Origin of the sequence: Capnocytophaga sp. oral taxon 412 str. F0487 (assembly GCF_000271925.1) — a bacterium.
In the GTDB taxonomy this organism is placed as follows: Bacteria; Bacteroidota; Bacteroidia; order Flavobacteriales; family Flavobacteriaceae; genus Capnocytophaga; species Capnocytophaga ochracea.
Genome location: NZ_AJZR01000006.1, coordinates 1 through 21,646, shown reverse-complemented (window position 1 = coordinate 21,646; position 21,646 = coordinate 1). Strand labels below are relative to the sequence as shown.

The window sequence follows — 21,646 nt, the reverse complement described above, 5'->3', positions numbered from 1 at the left end:
ACATTATGGCACGTCCGCAATCTAAATTAGGGCTTGTAGTATCAGCAGAAAGAAATTACAATGAATTGATTTCTTTGATTGATACTATTCCCGAAGACAAACGAGAAAAGGAGTTTCCTAAGGGAACAATGAATCGAAATCTCCGAGATGTACTCGGGCATTTATATCATTGGCATTTGCTTTTTTTATCTTGGTATGAGGAAGGAATGAAAGGAGGTAAACCTAAAATACCCAAAGAGGGTTATACTATGAAAGACACTCCTAAATTAAATCGAGAGATATGGAAGAGTTGCCAAAAAGTACCGTTTTCTAAAATGTTTTCTCTATTTAAAGATTCACATAGTAAGGTTTTTCATATTATAGAAAGTCATACTGATGAGGAACTTTTTACAAAGAAAAGATATCCTTGGACGAAGACAACTTCGTTAGGTTCTTATTTAGTTTCGGCAACATCAAGTCATTACGATTGGGCTTTAAAACTAATTCGTAAATCAATAAAAAAGAATAATTACTTATCATCAAGAAAATGAGTTTAAAAAGTAAATTAAATACATTAAAAGAAAAGTATAAAGGAACGAAGATGGAGACGACTTTCAACGCGCTCCACACCTTCCTCTATACGCCTAATGAGGTAACCCACGGAGGTACCCACATTAAGGCTGCTGACGACCTAAAACGAACAATGAATATGGTGGTTTTGGCACTAATTCCTTGTTTGATTTTCGGTATTTTCAATATAGGTTACCAGCACGAAGTGGCTTTCGGTCACTTAACACACCCCGCTGAAGGCTTAGCTTTTTGTAGTGGAGATTTTTGGAATTGGACAAACTTTAGTATTGGTTTTATAAAAGTACTTCCTCTTGTAGTAGTGTCGTACGTAGTAGGGTTGGGCATTGAGTTTATCTTTGCTACCATTCGTGGTCACGAAGTAGAGGAAGGATACTTGGTAACCGGTATGTTGGTGCCACTTATCGTTCCAGTAGATATTCCACTTTGGATGCTTGCTGTAGCAGTAGCCTTTGGAGTAATCATTGGTAAAGAGGTATTCGGAGGTACAGGTATGAATATCTTAAACCCTGCGCTTACCATTCGCGCCTTCTTATTCTTTGCTTATCCTACTTCAATGACAGGGGATAAAGTATGGGTAACAGGTGTATTAGATCGTTCTAAAGAAATTGCTTCTGGAGCAAACTTAGATGCGGTTTCAGGCGAAACCATCTTGGGTAACTTGGCACAAGGACACCCTATTCACTACACCGATTCTGACCTTCTTTTCGGGTTTATCCCAGGTTCAGTAGGTGAAACTTCTACTATCATTATCCTCTTAGCAGGTTTATTCCTCATCTATACTAAAATTGCTTCTTGGCGTGTGATGGTTAGTATGTTTATAGGAGCTTGGGTAATGGGCGCTATCTTCAATGCTTTAGCACCAAGTATGGTAGGTACTCAGTTCTACACTATTTGGAGTGTACCAGCTTATCAACACTTGCTCATTGGAGGTTTGGCTTTCGGAGCTGTATTTATGGCTACCGACCCAGTTACAGCAGCACAAACTACGAAAGGAAAGTATATCTACGGGTTCTTAGCAGGTTTCATCGCAATTGCTATCCGTTGCTTCAACCCTGCTTACCCTGAAGGGGTAATGCTTGCTATCCTATTAATGAACGTATTGGCTCCTACTATCGACCACTTCGTAGTACAAGCTAATGTATCTCGTCGTAAAAAACGTTTAAAAACAGTTACTAAAACCGCATAAATTATGGCAGTAAAAACAGAAAGTAATTCGTATACAGTGATTTTCGCCATTATAATGGTGGTAATCGTAGGAGCTTTGCTCGCTGGTATTTCGTCAGCATTGAGCAGCGATATCAGTAACAATAAAAAGTTAGAAAAGAAACAAAACATTCTCTACGCTATGGGTGTAAATCACAACCAAGGTGAGCTCGGAGGTGGTAAAGTAGAGTTTCTTTCTACAACTGATGCTGAAAAACAGTTCCCTAACTATGTGAAAGAACAATACCTTATCAAAGGAAATACCGCTGAAAAAGTAGAAGGTGCTAACGACCTTATCAACTTCAATGGTCATCGCGAAGGTTTGCCTCTTTATGTAGGTGAAAAAGATGGAACTACCCTCTACATCATTCCCGTAAACGGACGTGGTTTGTGGGATGCTATTTGGGGATATATAGCCGTAGATAAAGACCTTATCGTACGTGGCGTTTTCTTTGACCATAAAGGAGAAACTGCTGGTTTAGGAGCCAATATCAAAGAACGTTTCTTTATGGACGACTTTATCGGGGAACATTTATTGGATGCTGCAGGTAATTTCCAAAGCATTCAAATTTCAAAAAGCAATGGTGACCCTGAAAACAAACGTAAAGAAGATGGAAAAATAGATGCTATTGCAGGAGCTACCCTTACTGGTAATGGAGTGCAAGCAATGATACGCGATGGCATAGAGCCTTATATATCCTATATTAAAAGTTTAAACAAATAAGAGACTATGGGACTATCAAAAAAAGATACAAAATTAGTAACCGACCCTCTATGGGATAACAACCCTGTAACGGTACAAGTGTTGGGTATCTGTTCTGCTTTGGCAATTACAGCCCAATTGAAAGCCGCTATTGTAATGAGCCTTTCTTTTACCTTTGTACTTGTAATGGGTAACGTAACCATTTCTTTACTTAGAAATGTAATACCACCTAAAATCCGTATCATTGCCCAGCTAATTGTAGCAGCTGCTTTGGTAATCGTGGTGGACTTTGTGCTGAAAGCCTATGTGTACGACCTTAGCAAACAGCTATCGGTATATGTAGGGCTTATCATCACTAACTGTATTTTGATGGGACGCTTTGAGGCGTTTGCCTTAGGAAATCCTCCAGGAAAATCGTTCTTAGATGCTATTGGTAATGCAGGTGGTTATTCTATCGCTTTACTTATCGTCGCCTTCTTCCGTGAACTATTAGGTTCAGGCACTTTGCTCGGTTTCCAAGTATTAGGAGACCCTATTAAGAAAACAGGTGTATATGCTTGGGGCTATGAAAACAACGGTTTTATGTTGTTAGCGCCTATGGCATTAGTAACTTACGGTATAGTAGTGTGGGTACAACGTTCACGTAATAAAGCCTTGATAGAAGACAGTCATTAATCATTTAAAAAGAAAAGAAAATGTTAGAATATTTAACACTGATTTTTAAATCGGTATTCGTAGAGAATATGATTTTCGCTACCTTCTTAGGTATGTGTTCGTACTTGGCTGTATCTAAAAAAGTATCTACTGCCATAGGCTTAGGAGTTGCTGTTATTTTTGTACAGACTCTTACCGTACCTATGAACTACTTGTTGAACCAGTATATCCTCAAAGAAGGTGCTTTAGCTTGGTTAGGTCCAGAGTATGCTAATTATGATTTGAGCTTCCTTACCTATATCTTATTCATTGCCACTGTAGCTACGATGGTGCAGTTGGTAGAGATTATTGTAGAGAAGTTTTCTCCATCGTTATATAACTCGTTGGGTATTTTCTTGCCTTTGATAGCCGTAAACTGTGCTATCTTGGGAGGGTCACTCTTTATGCAATCACGTGAGGAAACTATTCACTCTTTTGGTCTTTCAGTAGCCTACGGGTTCAGTTCAGGATTGGGATGGGCTATCGCTATCTTAGCGTTAGCAGCTATCCGTGAGAAAATACGTTATTCACACGTACCTGCACCCTTGCGTGGCTTGGGTATCACCTTTATCACTACAGGGCTTATGGCTATCGGCTTTATGAGTTTTGGTGGTATGCTTACAGGTGGTAGCAGCAAAAAGGAAGCTAAAGAAGCTCCTAAACAAGAGACTACTATCCAACAAGAAGTTAAAACTGATAAATTAGCTCATAACACAAAAGATTTAAGCAATGATATTAGCAAGTGAAATATTAACAACTATTACGGTAACGGTAATAGGATTATTGGTAATAATCCTGCTGTTAGTAGCTATTTTGCTTTACGTAAAACAGAAACTAACCCCATCGGGACCTGTGAAAATTACAATTAATAAAGACAAAGTAATTGAAGTACCTATCGGCGGTTCATTGCTTTCTACTTTGGGTAACGAGAAGATTTTCTTGCCATCAGCTTGTGGTGGTAAGGGGTCTTGTTTACAATGTAAATGCCACGTGTATGAGGGAGGAGGAGAGGCTCTTCCTACAGAAACGCCTCACTTTACAAAGAAGGAACTCAAAGAAGGTATGCGTTTAGCTTGCCAAGTGAAAGTAAAACAAGATATGCAAATAGGCGTACCAGAGCAAGTGTTTGGTATCAAAAAATGGGAAGCTACTGTAGTGAGCAACTATAATGTGGCTTCGTTTATTAAAGAGTTTGTGGTAGAACTCCCAGAGGATATGGACTACAAACCAGGAGGATACATTCAGATTGAAATTCCTGCTTGTGAAGTGAAATATTCCGATATTGACATCACTGCACACCCTAAAGAACACCCAGGAGAGCCCGATAAATTCAGAATGGAGTGGGATAAGTTTAAGTTATGGCCTCTTGTAATGAAGAATCCAGAACCGGCAGAGCGTGCTTACTCTATGGCTTCCTATCCAGCAGAGGGACGCCGTATAATGTTGAATGTGCGTATCGCTACGCCTCCTTTTGATAGAGCTAAAGGAGGATGGATGGACGTAAATCCTGGGGTAGCTTCTTCTTATATCTTCTCACGTAAACCAGGTGACAAGGTAACCATCTCAGGACCTTATGGCGAATTCTTCATCAATGATTCTAACGCTGAGATGTTATATGTAGGAGGGGGAGCTGGTATGGCGCCTATGCGTTCGCACTTGTATCACCTTTTTAAAACCTTAAAAACTAATAGGAAAGTTACTTATTGGTACGGAGGTCGTTCAAAACGCGAGTTGTTCTATGTAGAACATTTCCGTGAATTAGAGCGCGAATTCCCTAACTTTAGATTCTTTATTGTACTTTCTGAACCACTACCTGAAGATAATTGGAAAGTGAAGAAAGATATTAATGATCCTGAAGGCGATGGTTTCTTAGGATTTGTTCACAACGCTGTAATTGAACAGTATTTGAGCAAACACGAAGCCCCAGAAGATATAGAATTGTACTTCTGCGGTCCTCCAATGATGAACAAAGCCGTTCAGAAAATGGGTCAAGACTTTGGTATGCCTGATGAAAACATTCGTTTCGACGACTTTGGTGGTTAATCACTACCTATATTATACAAAAATCCGACTTAGCAATAGGTCGGATTTTTTTATTGATAATGGAATGAGAGAAAAAACTAATAACGTCGATAATGTCAATAATGCCAGAATAAGGTATGCTTAGCTTATAGAAAACTTATATGAAAGACGGTGCGAGCCCTACGGGCAGATGAAGGAAAGACGAACAAAATATCCTCTCCCCAGCCCTCTCCAAAGGAGAGGGAGTGTAGTAACGGAAAAGTGAGACAAAAAAATGAACGAACAAAAAACGGTGTGAACCACAAGAGCAGATAATGAAATAACGAACAAAAGACGAACAAAAGACGAACAAAAGACGAACAAAAGACGAACAAAAGACGAACAAAAGACGGTGCGAGCCGCACGGGCAAATGAACAAAGAACGAAGGAATAACGAAAAATAAACGGTGTAAGTTGCTCGGGCAAATGAACAGTGAATGAAGGAATGTCGAAAGATAAACAGAGTGAGCTTCGCAGACAGAAGAAGAATAAACAAAGAAAAGATGATTAAAAGTAGAACTTTTAATCATCTTTTTTGCTTGTGGAGAAGATGGGGCTCGAACCCACGACCTTTTGGCTGCCAGCCAAACGCTCTAGCCAACTGAGCTACATCCCCGTTTGCAAGCGCAAAGGTAAAATATTTTTTCTAATTACCAAACCTATTTGCGAAAAAAGTTATACTTTTGCCATAAATTTATAATAACAATGACTGATAGATTGCAAGGTTCGTTGTATACGAAAATAGATAAAAAACTGGCTGTTACTACTTTTGGACATCCTAATGCGAATTCCTTTCCTTTGGAGTTGCTAAACAGACTTACTAAAGAAATTGATGCGCTTTCTGAAAATGAAGAAGTGAGCATTATACTTCTCAAAAGTGAAGGAGATAGAGCCTTTTGTGCAGGAGCTTCTTTTGATGAACTCTTAGCCGTTAGCAATGAAGAAGAAGGAAAACGATTCTTTGAGGGCTTTGCGCATCTTTTTTTAGCGATGCGTCGCTGTAAAAAACTTATTATTGGGCGCGCTCAAGGCAAGGCTGTTGGTGGAGGAGTGGGCTTACTCGCTACCTTAGACTATGTGTTTGCTACCGAAGCAGTGAGTATCAAGCTATCGGAACTTTCACTGGGCATAGGTCCTTTTGTGATTGCTCCTGCAATCTTACGTAAGGCCGGACAAGCAACACTCAACGAACTTTTTATGGCTCCTGACCAATGGAAAAGTGCTTATTGGGCTCAACAAAAAGGGTTGATTGCTCGCGTGTTCGAAAATACAAAAGATATGGACGAAGCGATAGACCATTTTATAGATACGCTTCTGAAATCCAATCCAGTAGCTTTGTCGGAAATGAAACGCATCACTTGGCAACACACTGAGCATTGGGAACAAGAACTCATAAATAATGCAGCTATTTCAGGAAAATTAGTACTTTCAGAGCAAACAAAATTAATGTTAGAAAAATTGAAGAATAAATGAAAACAGAAGAAACCGTTTTAGAAATTAACCTTACCGCCTTAGAAAAAAACGTTCTTTACTTAAAAAGCCGACTCAAACCTACAACTTTGTTTTTGGGAGTGGTAAAAGCTTCCTCTTATGGGAATAATTCGGTGCCTATAGCTTTACATTTGCAAAAGAAAGGATTGGCGAATTACTTTGCAGTTGCCTACACTTCCGAAGGTAAAGCTTTGAGAGAAGCAGGTATTACACTTCCTATATTGGTGTTACACCCACAACCTATTAATTTTGATGATATTGTAAAATATAAATTAGAACCGACATTATATTCACAGCGTATTACAAAGCTATTCTTGGAGTATGCTGAGAAACACCATTTGGTAAAATATCCTGTGCACCTTAAATGTAACACAGGGCTTAATCGCTTGGGGTTTGATTTAAATGAAATAGACCAAGAGCTTACTTTGTTAAAAAATAATACTACGGTGACAGTGAAAACGGCTTATTCTCATTTAGCGGCTTCAGAGGATATGAATGAGAAAGAGTTTACTGAAAATCAGATTAAGACTTTTATTGCTTTTCAAGAAAAGATAAACAAAACTTTCTCTCATAAAGTAATTTACCACCAGTGTAATACTTCAGGTATACTGAATTATGCCCACGCTCAGTTTGATATGGTGCGTTGTGGTATAGGAATGTACGGCTTTGCCAATGACGCTCAGCTACAACAATATCTTACGCCTATTATGACTCTCAAAAGCGTTATCTCACAAATACACACTTTGCAAGTAGGTGATAGTTTAGGCTATAATCGAGGTTACATTGCTGACCATATTACTAAAACAGCCACTATACCAGTAGGTCACGCTGATGGAATCAACCGTATTTACGGTAAGGGGAAAGGCTTTGTATTTATCAATGGGAAGAAGGCGCCTATTATAGGTAATGTGTGTATGGATATGATATTGGTAGACGTTACTAATATTCCTTGTGAAGAGGGAGGAGAGGTAATTGTATTTGATAAAGACCATACAGCTGAGACATTAGCTGAATCGGCAGGTACAATTTCGTATGAACTTATTACCTCTATGGCGCACAGAATCAAGAGAGTATATATAGAAGAGTGAAAAGTGTAAAAAATAATACCTAAAAAATTTTGGTATATAAAAAAAAAGGTTGTACTTTTGCACCCAGAAATCGCGGGATAGAGCAGTAGGTAGCTCGTCGGGCTCATAACCCGAAGGTCACTGGTTCGAGTCCAGTTCCCGCTACAAAATAGGCGTAATTAGTCTGGTTTAAAGACTAATTACGCCTAACTTCTTAAAATAAGTGTATCGGATTTGTGGCTATTTTCCTGCACGAGGAAGGTAGCCGTAAATAGAAAACATCTCTTCACTTTTTATGTAAAGTAATTTAGCAATATTTAATTTAACGCTATAGATATTTTTAATGTGCCTTATATTATCTGTTAGATAAAATATTATTGAAATCGTATTTTATTTCTGCAAAAAGAAAAGTTTTTACAACTTAAAAAACATCTAAAATGCATTTGGGTAAAACTTTAACAAGACTTTAACATAGTGTAAAATATTGGAAATGAAAAACCTATATTTTTTTTGATTTAAAAACGTAAAAATATATACTTTAATGATGTGTAATTAAAAAAAAAAGATTACTTTTGTCGCACTAACTCTGTATACATAATATACATATTAGTTTTAAGAATAGCAGTTTTATATACCATAGTTTAATAACTAATGATAATGAAAAAGTTTTTATCAGCAATTTTGTTTTTGATGTTCGCAGGAGTTGCGTCAGCTCAATGTATAGACATAAAAGTAACGCCTACGGCGGGTACTTGTTACTCCGATGCACAGCTAAAGGTAGAGGCAAAGCCAGTATCACCTCTTCCTTCGGGTTGTCCTGCGCCTGGTAGTGAAGGTTATTTTGTACGCTTAGAGGGTTACGGTACTGATTCAGGTTTAGAGAGAATGGCAGGAGGTACCTCAGGGCAATATACTTTTACTAGTTTAAATCCTGGTAACTATACGGTAACAGTATATGATGCAAAAAACGGAAACTCTGAAGCTAAAAGCGTAAAGGTTATTTCTAGCTATAAGATAATGAATATCCAGAACTTGCAGGCTTTAGCTCCTACTTGTGGAAAGGATAATGGAGGAGTAAGATTCCGAATACCTAGTGGAGGAATTGGTCCTTTTGAGGTAACTTTACTTGATATGAATGACCAAGTACTTGTTCCTGCACAAAGTTTTACTCGCCCTATAGGTAATAATTATATAGAAGTAAGAGGTAATGCGGGGCATAGAATTCCTCAGAATAGTACTATAAAAGTACAAATAAGAGATATTACAAATGTACACAATGATTGTGGGGAAACACGTCGTTTTCCGAATATACAGATACCTGCTGATACAAAGAATTTTGATTGTATTGAGATAAAAACAAATAAGCGTTATCTCACCAGATTGGGAATAAACTGCGATAGGTTTAAGATTAAAATTGAACTTGTTGATAAGGAAAAAGGAGCTGTTTTGCCCGCTTATGCGAGTAGAGAAGTACTTAGAGATCATTTTAATCAGCAGGGAAATGCAGAAATACGCATTTTAAGCCGTCGCTATAAAAAAATACAACTTAAGTATGATGGAAATACCTCTGTAGAAGTAGATACACACGAGCTGCGTAAAGGTGATGAAATACAGATTACTATAAAAGGACCTAAAAATACTATTGTAGAAAGAGTTAAATTGGACGACAAGCAAGTAGCAACACCTTCTTGTCCTTCTTCAGAAGTATTATTTACAAATAATCGTTCCTATGAGCGCCATAAAAAAGGAACTTGTGGAACTGTTGAAAAACTATTGCAGATTTATTATGAAGTTAAATATTTTGAATCTAATAGACAACTTCCTAATTTAGATGGAGGAACTTATAAATATTATATAGAATGGCCTAGTAAGCAAGAGATACAAAACTTTAAATTAGAGCGAAGTACTAGTGGTACCTCGGCAGGTCCTTGGGTAAATGTTCCATTGGCAACTATTCCTGTTACAGGTCATGCACAATGGATAACTTCTGGTCATAATGGTCTTATTACTCTAAATGGTGGTACAGGAGAAGGACTTTATCGTCTCACTTATACTGACCCATCTACTTGTAAAGGTACTTGTACTTCGGAAGTAAAAGTAATATACAATAAACAGACATCTACTAATCCGATTGATAACATTTGGAAAAATATTAATATAGGCTATGGTTCTTATGAAGGAACAGGAGGTTTTGGTTTCTATAACTTGCAAAATGATTATTACTATCCTTTAAAATTTAAGATAGCTCCTGTAGATGGTACTAAATCGGTTACTTATCAAGGCAAGATTGCTTGGTCAGCTACTGTTACACGTACCATTACCTATCCAATAGAATATACTACTTCCTCTGGAGGTACATTTGGTTATAATAATCTACCTTCTGGCAATTACAGAATTACTGTTACTGATGTTTGTAATAATACTACTACAAAAGATATTTTTTTACCTGCAATCCGTTATACTCCTAAATTAGAATATCAACGCGATTGTGAAGTTGGACAGATAAACTATGATATAGGACGTTCTATTTCTTATCGTAGCTATGGACAAGAACAAGTATATTTAGAAAAACAAGTGGAGGATGCTAATGGTAGGCGTAGATGGGAACCAGTGAAGGTTGATGGAACTAAAATTTATAAGGAAGGAGCAAATGGAACTTTTTCAAATTTATTACCTGGAAAATATAGATTATATAGTAATAGAGCAATTCCAACACTAGGTTTTCTTACCGATTCTAAGGGGATTTATGATATTTGGTCATTAACAGATCCTACAACCCCTTTCATAGGAGGTAATATTTACGGAGAAATTACTATAGGAGATTTAACAAAAATAAATCCTATTTTAAACCCTGCAGTATGTAATAGTGGTAGCAACACTGGTATGATTTCAGTAGATTTAACAGGACAGCAAGTGGCTTTCCCTGTTACCTATGAGCTGTACTCTAAACCGAGTGCTACTTCTACTCAAACTACTTTTGTAAAAAAAGCAACTTACCAGCAGTCACAAAACCAATATTATCATATTTTCTCTAATTTACCTATGGGGCACTATATGGTGAGGACTATTCACCGTTGCCAAACAGTAAATAAAGATATTGAGATAAATAGTACTGGTGATTTTGATCCTTATTTATTAGTGGATAAATCAGGATTATGCGAAACTAATACAGTTAAAGTATTTCTTGGAGTATCAGGACATCTTTTTGATATCCGATGGTTTAAGCTTGATGCTAATGGACAAAAAACTACTTCGTCTCCACTTCAATCGGGACCTTCATTCTCTGAGGATATTACGACCACTACTCACTATTTGGCTGAATATAACTTGAAGCCAGGTATAGGTTGTGGTAATGCTAAAGTATACACTAAATCTACTACTGTACAGGTGGCTTCAGGAAGTGATGCCATTAAGTTTAGAACACCTTGTCCTAATGATATTACAGTTTTTGCTGATCAGGGAGCCTGTGGTAAATCGGTAAATTGGCAGGAGCCTTCGGCTTATAACACTTGTAGTGGTACTATCACTACTACAAAGAGCCATACACCTCCATATTATTTCAATATAGGAGTTCATACCGTTACCTATGCGTTTTCTGATGTAAAAGGAAATACCATTAGTTGTTCTTTCACTGTAACAGTGAAATCTAACGCTACTAAACTAAAATCGAACCATCGTTATACTGATACTTCGGGAAATACTATCACTCAGTTGACCCCTAATCAGGAGTTCTTCTATGTACTTACTTATCAGAACGACGGTTCAGAAAATATCAATAAAGCAACTATAAATGTAAAACTTCCCGCTAATACTACCGTAGTTACTAATGGTAACCCTGACCTTAATGGGGCAGGTGATGGCACAGTGAATAATCCTCATCCTCAAAGTAGCTATAACAATGCTACTAAGAGCTATCAGTTTGTGATAGGAGGTACAGCAGGAGGCGTACAATTACAATCTACGCTTAAAGCAGGAGACCCTGCTCGTACAATACGTATTCCTCTTAAACTTGTAGGCGATTGTAATGACTTTTTAAAACCTTGTGAGAACTTCTTGAAAACGTCTATGAATATAGACTACGAAGGAGGAGTTGCGGGTTGTACAGGAAATCAACAAACGGAAGCAGGTACTGAAACAATCACCATAAATACAACGGATTGCAATCGTCAGGAAGTGTTCTGTGGTACTGGAGCGATGACTTTTGAAGCTGTAGGAGGCTTTACAAGTTATCAATGGTATAAGAATGGAAGCCTCATACCAGGAGAAACAAAACAATCAATTGTTGCTAATTCACCAGGTGTTTATAAAGTAGAGAAAACGAATTTTTGTGAAGGAGTTTCAGTAGTAACAGTAGAAACTATCAACTATCAAGGTATTTCACCTACTACTGACCCTATTCGCGCACAAGCTCAGAATATAGGGGTAACTTGTCCTGGTGATGGTAGTTGGACAAGCCACTTCTACTTCTGTCAAGGAGGAAGTAAGAATATTACGGTAAGCTATAAAAACACTGCTTTTGAATGGCAACAATGGAGTGGAGGTTGTACAGAAACTTCTCCTGATTGTCGTAATACCGATGATAATTGTTGGAATCCGGTACATTCTAACGCTACCTTTACAGCTAATAGTGCTGGTAAATATCGTTTACACTTGAAAGATTGTAATGAAAACTTCTATTTTGAAGTATTTACAGCAGGACTAAGTGGTAACCTTACTGATAAGATTGATGAAACAAACTATTCACAAGGTTCAGTGAGATTAACTCTTAGCACTAGTGGTGTAAACTATAAGGTAGAAATCTACAAAGGAGCTGTACTTCTAAGAACTGACAATATCAATACAAATGATTATCGTATTCCTAACTTGCGACAAGATACTTATGATATTAAGGTTACCTCAGTACAAATACCAGGTTGTGAGTATAATGGTAATGTAACGATAGATAAGCTCACTGAAATGACAATGACTGCTGCCTTCAAAGGTTGGAAAGATTGTAACACTGCTAAATTACAACTTAAAGCTGAAGGAGGTAAACCTACTTATCGTTTCTATATTTGGAGTATCAATGGAGTACAACAATTTGCTGACGAACAAACGGCAATTGCTTCTGCTACACCTATTGCATTACAGTTAGGACACCAAACAAGCGTAGATGTAGATGTACCAAATATTACCCAAGTAGGAGAGTATGTATTTATAGTAGGTGATATGGATAATGGTAAGTTTGCTTTGTCTAACAAGGTAACGATTACACCACCAGATCCACATAGCTATACCTTGTCGGTAACTCAAGAAATTGAGTGCGAAAGCAATCCTAATAGTGGACATATCAATATGATATTCCCAGCAGGTAGCCAACACCAAAATCGTACTATTAACTTGTATAAGTTAGATAATAATGGTAATCGCATCACACCTGCTTTCAAGACAAGTTCAGGAGGATTATTTACTGGTTTGCCCGCAGGAAGCTATGAGATAGAAATGAAATCGAATGTAGGGGGTAATATATGTACTTACAGTCAGAAACCTATTGTAATTACCCCTACTAAAGATCCTCTTAGAGCTTTTGCAGGAGTAGTAGCCGATAAAGATTGCGATGCAAGTAATCAATATAAAATAGCGGTAAACAATGTTGCAGGAGGTACACCTCCTTACCGTTATAGTTTTGATGGAGAAACTACTTATGGAACCAATAACGTTGGCTTTATGGGAGGTTCAGGTAATGTGTATGTAAAAGATAGTAAGGATTGCCGTATTGTTATCCCTGTGAATATTGTTGCGCAAACCGTACCAACTCTTACCGTTGCCAACCCTATTACTTATCGTTGTGATAATGGTTATGGAATGGTAACTGTAACGATAGCTTCAACTACTAGTCAAACTTATGAATACAGTATAGATGGTAGTGGTAAAACAGCTATCGCAGGTAATACTTTCAGTAGATGGTTAGCGCCAGGTACGCACTCTATTACTGTGTACTATAAAACTTTGAATACAGCTACTACGCCTAATGTACTATACGTAGAAGATTTTGGCAAAGGTGCTAATGAGTGCTTATCAGGAGCCACTACAGGTTTAGTGTGTAAGACTGATGGTGACTTAGCTGATGGTAATTATGTAGTTACTAAACAAGTAGGTACTAATGCCTCTTGGGTACCATCGCCTACTGACCCTTCGGGAGGACGTTATTTGGCTATTGCAGGAAATGGTAGTAGCGAATTAGTGTATGAAAAACGCATTACAGGAGCAACTGCTCTTACTCCTATAACTGTAAGTTTTGATGCCTTGAATCTTATTTCAAGTACTTCAGGAGTAGCACCTCGTTTCAGTGTAGAATTACACAAGAGCGATGGAGATCTGCTTCGTGGCAAGAATGTAGGCACTGTGAATGCTACAAGCTGGAAGAATGTAAGTGTTACCTTTACCGAAGCTGAATTAACAGGTCTTACCGATGGTATTCTTATCGTTAAGATTGTAAATACAGCGGCCGCAAGTTATGGTAACTTAGGCAATGATTATGCTGTGGATAATATTAAAGTAGCACAGGCTACACAATATTGTGCTTCACAAGTTTCTCAATTAGTGAATATTGAGAAATTCAAGCAAATGCGTATTGAGAAATATGGTGCTGAGAAGAATGTAAGCTGTAAAGGAGCTAGTGACGGACAAGTGCGTATTAGAGTGATAAATCCAGCTTCTAATACTGTTAAATATTCTATTGATCCTTATCAAGCGGTTTGGACTACGACTACCCTTGACGCACAAGGAGTCTTTACCATTACAGGATTAAGTGCTACTCAAAACGGTGCAGTAGCTGTACAAGATGCTAATAATCCAAACTGTATTACTACCTTACAAACGGGTTACAAGATAGGAGAACCTACTTCTATTGTACCTACTGCCGTAGTAATGGAGAAAATAACTTGTTACAATGGAGGAAAGGCTAAAGTAAAAGTATCGGCTACGGGAGGTACACCAGGTTATCAGTATCAAGTGGGATTGGTAACAGGTACTTTAAGTGCTCCACAGCCAGCTGCTAAAACGCCTAACCCTTATGAGTTTAATAACCTTGTAGCAGGAACCTATAGTTTAGTAGTAACTGATGCTAATGGATGTAAAACAGAAACTACTTTTGAGATTGAAGATAAAGCTACTATTTCAGCGACTGCCGAACCTCAATCTTACTGTTATAGAACAGGTGATGAGAAGAAAGTAGTTATTACAATGCTCAGTGGTAATGGTAATTATAAAGTACAACGTGTGGGAGGAGCTATCTATTCATTCAACACTAATAGCTATGTATATCCTGATGCTTTGCCAGCAGGAAACCATACCTTTGTTATAACTGATGGATTTGGTTGTAGTACAACTGTTACTACCCAAGTATACGACCCATTGACATTACAGGTATCGCCTACTACCCAACAGTATGCTGATTGTAAAGGAGGTAGTGTAACCTACACCCTTACAGCACAAGGCGGTATCCCAACAGCAATGAAAGAATTTAAATACAGTGTAGATAATGGTGTAACTTATACTACCATAGCTACGGCTCCTTCACAAGCTACTGTAGCAGTGAGCGTAGCCACTATTACTGTTATTAGATTCCAAGTAACCTATAAACCTGACGGTAGCGAATGTACTGCTGAACGTTACATCACTTTATTAAGCGATTCACCTCGCTTCTTGAAACCGTTCACTACTACCAAAGCTACTTGTGGAAAAGCGAATGGTTCAGTAACAATTACACCAAATGATTACTATGTAGGTACTGCTTCGTATACCTTAGTGATTAAAGATACTGGAGGAACTGTACAATCAGCTACTGCTTTAGCACAAGGTAACTATGTAGCTGAATTAACCGATAATCGTGGTTGTGTGGCTTCCCAAACCTTTACTGTAGGAGCAGTACCACAGCTTACTGCTACTGCTACGGTTACTAAACAAATGGGCTGTACCTCAGCAGCAGCTGATTTAGCGGCTATCACTGTAACTCTTGTTAATGGAGGAGGTACTCCACCTTTTGCAGTACATTTGAGAAATAACTTGAACGGTTATGAAAGTACACATACTTTAACCGCTTCTAATAATATGCCAACAGAGTTCACTGGTTTGGATTATGGTAATTATGATATTACCATTACTGATGCTAATAGTTGTGAAACTAAACTTAGCACTGTAATTAATCCTAATTCTAATGTAATGTCTATCACTGCTGAAACGCCTACAAGTTGTACAACTACAAGTAGTATGGTTATTAAGGCAAGTAATGGCACTACATTCAGTGCAACTACCAATGCTTACTTTGCTGTATATCGTCCAGGAATTGTAAATCCACCAAATGCATCAACAGCAACACAAGTAACAACCACTAACCTTAATGGAGGTACTGATACTTGGTATAAAGGAACTGCTTCTGGTGCAGGAGTAGCTGTGAAAATACCAAACTTAACACCTGGTGTTCAATATACCTTTGTGGTGTACAACATCACAACAGGTTGTAGATATACTCAACAAGCTACTATGCCAGTGCCTACGGCTTCTACATTAGGTGCTACCTTACAAGTAGCCAATGTGAAATGTGCAGGAGGTAATGACGGTACAGTAAGCTATACCTTAACAGGTTTCCAAGGTAGCACAACAGCTATTACTTGGAAGATATTCAGAGAAGATAATCACCAACAAGTAGGTGTAGGAGGAAGTGTAACAGCTCCGTTCCATACCCCACAAAACACCAATAGTAACTTGCCAGCAGGCAAATACTATATTGAGTTTACTGAAAATACAGGTTGCGTGAAAGCCTTCCCATTTGAAGTAAAACGCTCAGCGGTAGCATTACAAGTATCTACTATAGCTACTCAGAAAGCCTCTTGTAGTACACTTGGTCAAGCGTGGTTGAATATCAAAGGAGGTACAGCAAGCTATACTTACGGTTATGTAACCGCAGGTGGAGCTTATAACCCAGCGGTAATGACAGGCACTGCGCAAGCTTCTACTTACATCAACTTGCCAGCAGGTAACTGGGATGTATATGTAAGCGATGCTTATGGCTGTATACAGCACGCTGCTGTAACCATAGGAATGTTTGATGTACCAAGTATATCGGATGTTACAGCCTTGAATTGCCAAGCCTATAACAATATAACAGGTAAGATACCAGTGAGAGTGACCCTCAACCAGATAGGTCAAGGTAACCACTATTACACCTTAGATGGTAGTGCTGATCAGCCTGTGGTTTGGACAATAGCTAATCAAGCCTTTGAGGTAGAAGTAAGCCCATTAATAAATCACACTATCGTTGTGAAAGATGTGAATGGTTGTGCTACTAGTACAACATTCAGTACTACGGCTATCATCACAGCTACGGCTACCGTAAGCAAAGTAAAAACGTGTGCTACACCTACGGCTGAAATAACCGTAGTAGCCACTGGAGGTACAGGTGTATACAGCTATACCTTAGAGCGTTTAGATAACGGTTCGTTAGCAGGTGAAATTATCAGAGAGAATGTAGCCTTGCCAGCAGGTGGTATAGTAACTATTACCAACCCAACTGAGGCTGCTACCTACCGCATCAGTATATTTGATGCTGAAACACGCGATTGTCCTATCGTGAAAGAAGTTCAAGTGGTAGACCCAACACCTATCGACCCATCGACCATAGTAACTCAAGCTTATAACGAAAAATGTAACTTAGGTCTCACAGCTACCCCAACAGGAAGCATAGACGTAGCTATCCCTACCGACCCTGATACCTATACATTTAGAATTACAAGTGCCATAGACTTAACCGATGGTAGCAACGTAACGGTAACCACTACGCCTTCAACCGCAGGAACTCATAATGCTACCTTTACACAGCTACGAGGTACTACGCAAGGGGTAAGATACCAAATAACCGTTACTAATAGTACAGGTTGTACTGCAATGGTAGAAACAATACTTACTTCACCAGAGCCTTTGAGCTTTGATGCAGATGTTCTTTCAGCTACTCAATATGTATGTGAGGGAGGTGCAGGAATGACTACACCAAAAGTAAGCGTAGACGTAACTAAGATACGAGGAGGTATACCACCTTATACTACTGAGTTCTTTGACGGAGCAGGTAATAGTTTAGGTACAGGTACTGAGTACACCTTAACAAACCTCAATGGAGGTAGCTTCTACGTAAGCATAAAAGACGCTTCAGGCACTTGTAGTACCAATACCGCTAGCGTAACAGTAGCTCCTGCCTTTGCTCTTACCTCAATGAGCATTACTACAACTACCTCAGTAACTTGTGTGGTAGATGAAGTGATAAATATTAGCTTAACGGTAACGCCTACTTATATAGCAGGCACTCCATTGCGCTATACTATCCGAGGTACTGATAATGGATTTGTGACTATTACTTCTACTACTGCTACTACCCTTAGTGTACCACTTATAGGTTCAAGTGGCTTTGGTAATAGCAATTATACAATAGAAGTAATTAATGAACGTACTGGTTGTAGCATTACAGGAGTACACAGTATTAGACAGCCTAATACTTTTGCGATAGAATCAACTAACCCAGTCAGAGCGGTTTGCCATAACGACAATGGTTCTATCACACTTGGATTAGTGGATACAGACCTTTCTAACGGCGATCAATCAACAAATGGATATACTTATACCATTACCTCAGTGGGAGCTACAGTAGCTACTTCTACTTCGGCAACGATACCAGCAGGTACACGTAGCTTTACTGTGAACTTGAAAGGTGGTTCATATGATATTGAAGTAACAGTGAATGGAGTAGGATGTAAAGTACCGAAAACACGCTTTACTATTCCTTCTAACCCTGCTGAGATAGAAGTGAGAGATGCTCGACAAAAAGTATCTGTCGATTGTGCTAATAAGAATGGGGTAGCAGCCTTAACAGTAGTAGGAGGTCAAGAAACCTTTACTGTAACACTTACTCCTGTAGGAGGTGGTACTCCACACGTACAAACTAATGTGAGAGCAGGTGCTCCAGGAATTGAGTTTGGTGGCTTAGACGCAGGTAGCTATATTATATCAGTAACCGATGCCTTAGGTTGTGCAACCGCTACAGGTACTTTGAGTGTGACTATTGACCCATATAGTGGTATCAATACCTCTACTATTTCAGTAACCACAACCCCAATCACTTGTATTGATGCTGATGACGGTACTCTTAAAGTAACAGGTGTAACAGGAGGAGCACGTCCTTATCACTATATTTTAGTGAGAACATCGGCAACGGGCAGTGATTTACCTGAAATAGCTACTAATGAAGGTGAAGCAACCTTTACAGGTATTAAACCAGGTACTTACCGTGTGGATATAGTAGATGCTAAGAACTGTTCAGTAACCGTAGCAGGAAGCTATACCTTTACGAATCCACAACCTATTACTGCTGATATCGATGTGACTAACTCAACCTTCTTTACTTGCTATGGTGAGAATGGAGGAAGTGTAACAGTTCACAATATCGCAGGCGGTACAGGTTCTTATACAGTGAATATCGTGAGAGCTGATAATAACCAAAAGATAGACGGACGCTCAGGAGTAACAGCAGGTTCATCAGAAACGTTCTCAGGATTAGCTCCATCACCTAAGAACACTTATTATCAAGTAGTGATACAAGATACTAATAAGTGTACGATGACTAAGACACTCAGCTTTACTGTAGAAGAGTTCCCTGATATAGCTATAAGCTATGTAGAACAAGAAGGTACTTGTGAAATGAATACTAATAACTATGTAGACCATTTGATAGTACGTTTCAGAAATACAGAAGTAGATTACTCTAAGATAACTTATAGTCTTAACGGTACAGCAAGTCGTACAGCCTTTACTCGTACGGTAGGTAATATAGCTTATATCGATAACTTTGATAGAACAACCCGCACTCAAACTATTCATATACATTACACTGCGGTAGCTCCTATCACAGGATATTGTACAACAAGCAAGACCTTTACGGTAGATCAAATCACTCCGCTTGTATTGAGTCAGGTAACCAACACTACCCTCAATACGATAGAAGTGATAGCTACAGGAGGGGTAACTAGCACAGTGAAGGGCTATACTTACTACTTCAACGGAGTAGATAGTGGCGATAACCGTGTATACAAAATCAAGCATAATGACCCTGAACGAATAGATAATGGCAGACGCATTAAAATCATAGAAGTGAAGGTGGAAGATGCACAAGGTTGTGTACGTACAATGACGATAGAAAAAGAATATCTTGACATTGAAGTACCGAACTTCTTCACTCCAGATGGCGATGGAATTAACGATGTTTGGAAACCTAAAAACTTAGACAACAACGTGAATGCTCGCTTCTACATCTTCGACCGCTATGGTAGACGTGTAGCACTGCTCAGATCAGGAGAGGGTTGGGATGGTAATTACGACGGTCGTAGCTTACCAGCTGGTGACTACTGGTATATCATTGAGGTGAACGATGAATTATACGACAAACGTGAGTTCTACGGCAACTTTACATTATACCGATAATCGTTAATAGTTTTCATAACTAAAAAGAGCTGTTCATTGCTGAACAGCTCTTTTTTTTAATTTATTATGGAAGTTCAACGTAAAAAGAGTAAGGCTTTAGCCTTACAAATCTATAAAAATTAAACAAGTAGAGGCTTAGCTTTTTAAGACAAATTGATTAAAGAAGCTTGATTGCTTGGTGACCTTTGAGAGAAATGGAGAGTATTGTAGAACAGCAGACAAGTGTTTTGTGGATTGCTCAGCTTTGCCACTGGATTTTAAGAATAATAAAAATATAGCTGTAAATCATAAAATAGATGACCCAACAAAGATTTCTGTAAAATACAATATATTATAACAAATTTTTTCGTAACTTTGTAGCATAAAACTTTAAAAGCAATATAACTATGAAAATCAAAACATTTTTAGCACTACTGCTATTGGTGATAGTGGGGTGCGGTTGCTCAAAAGCAGACAAGGATACTTCTCCTGAGGCTGTGATTGTAAGAGAAATTCCTCAAGAGCAACTCTTGGGAATTAATCTTGAGAAAGATACTCTAAAAGTAATCCAGAGTAGGAAAGAATTACAAGATTTGTTTCCTAATCAGAATCTAGGAGAAAGAACTATTTTTAAAGAAATAGATTTTTCTACACAGACTGTTTTATTAGGAAGTAAGTTTTTTGTTCATACTTATGGGGTGAAATCTTACGATTTTAGAAAAAAAGGGAATAATGAGTATACTCTCGAAGTTGGTCTTTCGGATACATTTTTTACTCAACCAAGAGTACTTTATTATGGTATTATAGTGAAGAAAATATCTGACAATGTTAATATAAGTTTTAACATTCAAAAAAGTAATTAAAATGAAAACAAAAACATTTTTAGCACTACTGCTATTAGTAATAGCGGGTTGTGGTTGTTCAAAAACAGACAAGGATACTTCTCCTGAGGCTGTGATTGTAAGAGAAATATCTAAGATAAGAGTTTATTTGGGTGATGAAAAATTTGGCACCTATAAAGTGATACAAAATAAAAAAGCATTGGATAGTGCATTTTCTAATGTAGAATTTAGTACTCTTGAACAGTTTAAGGATATAGATTTTACAACAGAAACTCTTTTATTAGGATATGATAATTATGCTAATCAAGCTGATTTTCATTTCCAATTCGTGAAAATAAAGGCTAATAACTATAGTCTAACAGTTAAAATATCAGGATTGGCAACAAAACCTGATACTTTTCTCTATGGTATTGTTGTTAAAAAACTACCTAACAATGCCAATGTAAGTTTTAACATTCAAAAAAGTAATTAAAATGAAAACAAAAACATTTTTAGCACTGCTGCTATTGTTAATAGTGGGGTGCGGTTGCTCA

11 protein-coding genes and 2 tRNA genes are annotated in these 21,646 nt (G+C 38.0%); 12 read left to right on the top strand and 1 reads right to left on the bottom strand.

The features are described 5' to 3' along the window. Positions 1-5 precede the first annotated feature (5 nt). Genes HMPREF1321_RS00695 through nqrF form a run of 6 tightly spaced genes read left to right on the top strand, consistent with a single transcriptional unit; the run spans position 6 to position 5,212 of the window. Positions 6-530, top strand: a complete 525-nt coding sequence (locus HMPREF1321_RS00695; RefSeq protein ID WP_009410217.1) for a ClbS/DfsB family four-helix bundle protein — start codon at positions 6-8, stop codon at positions 528-530. Next, on the top strand, positions 527-1,756 hold the full coding sequence (locus HMPREF1321_RS00690) for an NADH:ubiquinone reductase (Na(+)-transporting) subunit B (protein ID WP_009421023.1): 1,230 nt from the start codon (positions 527-529) through the stop codon (positions 1,754-1,756). Before HMPREF1321_RS00695 ends, HMPREF1321_RS00690 begins: the two co-directional genes overlap by 4 nt. Before the next feature lie 3 nt (positions 1,757-1,759). Further along, positions 1,760-2,497 carry a Na(+)-translocating NADH-quinone reductase subunit C gene (locus tag HMPREF1321_RS00685; RefSeq protein WP_009421015.1) on the top strand — a complete coding sequence of 246 codons (738 nt, stop codon included), beginning with the start codon at positions 1,760-1,762 and terminating at the stop codon, positions 2,495-2,497. A gap of 6 nt (positions 2,498-2,503) precedes the next feature. Then, complete coding sequence (locus HMPREF1321_RS00680; protein WP_009420940.1) at positions 2,504-3,151, top strand: NADH:ubiquinone reductase (Na(+)-transporting) subunit D; 648 nt, start codon at positions 2,504-2,506, stop codon at positions 3,149-3,151. A 20-nt stretch (positions 3,152-3,171) separates the two neighbouring features. Continuing rightward, the gene (gene nqrE / locus HMPREF1321_RS00675) at positions 3,172-3,915 is read left to right on the top strand and encodes an NADH:ubiquinone reductase (Na(+)-transporting) subunit E (protein ID WP_009421025.1); all 744 of its coding nucleotides are present in this window, start codon (positions 3,172-3,174) and stop codon (positions 3,913-3,915) included. Beyond that, on the top strand, positions 3,899-5,212 hold the full coding sequence (gene nqrF, locus HMPREF1321_RS00670; protein WP_009410222.1) for an NADH:ubiquinone reductase (Na(+)-transporting) subunit F: 1,314 nt from the start codon (positions 3,899-3,901) through the stop codon (positions 5,210-5,212). The genes nqrE and nqrF overlap by 17 nt, the downstream gene beginning before the upstream one ends. A gap of 560 nt (positions 5,213-5,772) precedes the next feature. Here nqrF and HMPREF1321_RS00665 read toward each other — a convergent pair. Beyond that, positions 5,773-5,846 (bottom strand) — tRNA-Ala (locus tag HMPREF1321_RS00665). A gap of 89 nt (positions 5,847-5,935) precedes the next feature. Between HMPREF1321_RS00665 and HMPREF1321_RS00660 the strand changes: the two genes are divergently transcribed. From HMPREF1321_RS00660 to HMPREF1321_RS00635, 6 genes are all read left to right on the top strand, one after another. After that, complete coding sequence (locus HMPREF1321_RS00660) at positions 5,936-6,703, top strand: enoyl-CoA hydratase/isomerase family protein (protein WP_034575388.1); 768 nt, start codon at positions 5,936-5,938, stop codon at positions 6,701-6,703. Beyond that, complete coding sequence (alr, locus tag HMPREF1321_RS00655) at positions 6,700-7,809, top strand: alanine racemase (protein WP_002672735.1); 1,110 nt, start codon at positions 6,700-6,702, stop codon at positions 7,807-7,809. The genes HMPREF1321_RS00660 and alr overlap by 4 nt, the downstream gene beginning before the upstream one ends. Before the next feature lie 71 nt (positions 7,810-7,880). After that, positions 7,881-7,953, top strand: a tRNA-Met gene (locus tag HMPREF1321_RS00650). Positions 7,954-8,439: 486 nt separating this feature from the next. Further along, entirely contained in the window at positions 8,440-20,292 is an 11,853-nt protein-coding gene (locus HMPREF1321_RS00645) for a T9SS type B sorting domain-containing protein (RefSeq protein WP_034575386.1), read from the top strand. Positions 20,293-20,678: 386 nt separating this feature from the next. Then, a complete protein-coding gene (locus HMPREF1321_RS00640; RefSeq protein WP_009420924.1) occupies positions 20,679-21,134 on the top strand; it encodes a hypothetical protein in 456 nt (151 codons plus the stop codon). Position 21,135: 1 nt separating this feature from the next. Next, a complete protein-coding gene (locus HMPREF1321_RS00635; protein ID WP_009420959.1) occupies positions 21,136-21,585 on the top strand; it encodes a hypothetical protein in 450 nt (149 codons plus the stop codon). Positions 21,586-21,646: the final 61 nt, after the last annotated feature.

What these genes read in the sequence shown, in the direction of transcription:
- HMPREF1321_RS00695 (WP_009410217.1), top strand. Translation starts at nt 6, where the DNA reads ATGGCACGTCCGCAATCTAAATTAGGGCTTGTAGTATCAGCAGAAAGA.
- HMPREF1321_RS00690 (WP_009421023.1), top strand. Translation starts at nt 527, where the DNA reads ATGAGTTTAAAAAGTAAATTAAATACATTAAAAGAAAAGTATAAAGGA.
- HMPREF1321_RS00685 (WP_009421015.1), top strand. Translation starts at nt 1,760, where the DNA reads ATGGCAGTAAAAACAGAAAGTAATTCGTATACAGTGATTTTCGCCATT.
- HMPREF1321_RS00680 (WP_009420940.1), top strand. Translation starts at nt 2,504, where the DNA reads ATGGGACTATCAAAAAAAGATACAAAATTAGTAACCGACCCTCTATGG.
- nqrE (WP_009421025.1), top strand. Translation starts at nt 3,172, where the DNA reads ATGTTAGAATATTTAACACTGATTTTTAAATCGGTATTCGTAGAGAAT.
- nqrF (WP_009410222.1), top strand. Translation starts at nt 3,899, where the DNA reads ATGATATTAGCAAGTGAAATATTAACAACTATTACGGTAACGGTAATA.
- HMPREF1321_RS00660 (WP_034575388.1), top strand. Translation starts at nt 5,936, where the DNA reads ATGACTGATAGATTGCAAGGTTCGTTGTATACGAAAATAGATAAAAAA.
- alr (WP_002672735.1), top strand. Translation starts at nt 6,700, where the DNA reads ATGAAAACAGAAGAAACCGTTTTAGAAATTAACCTTACCGCCTTAGAA.
- HMPREF1321_RS00645 (WP_034575386.1), top strand. Translation starts at nt 8,440, where the DNA reads ATGATAATGAAAAAGTTTTTATCAGCAATTTTGTTTTTGATGTTCGCA.
- HMPREF1321_RS00640 (WP_009420924.1), top strand. Translation starts at nt 20,679, where the DNA reads ATGAAAATCAAAACATTTTTAGCACTACTGCTATTGGTGATAGTGGGG.
- HMPREF1321_RS00635 (WP_009420959.1), top strand. Translation starts at nt 21,136, where the DNA reads ATGAAAACAAAAACATTTTTAGCACTACTGCTATTAGTAATAGCGGGT.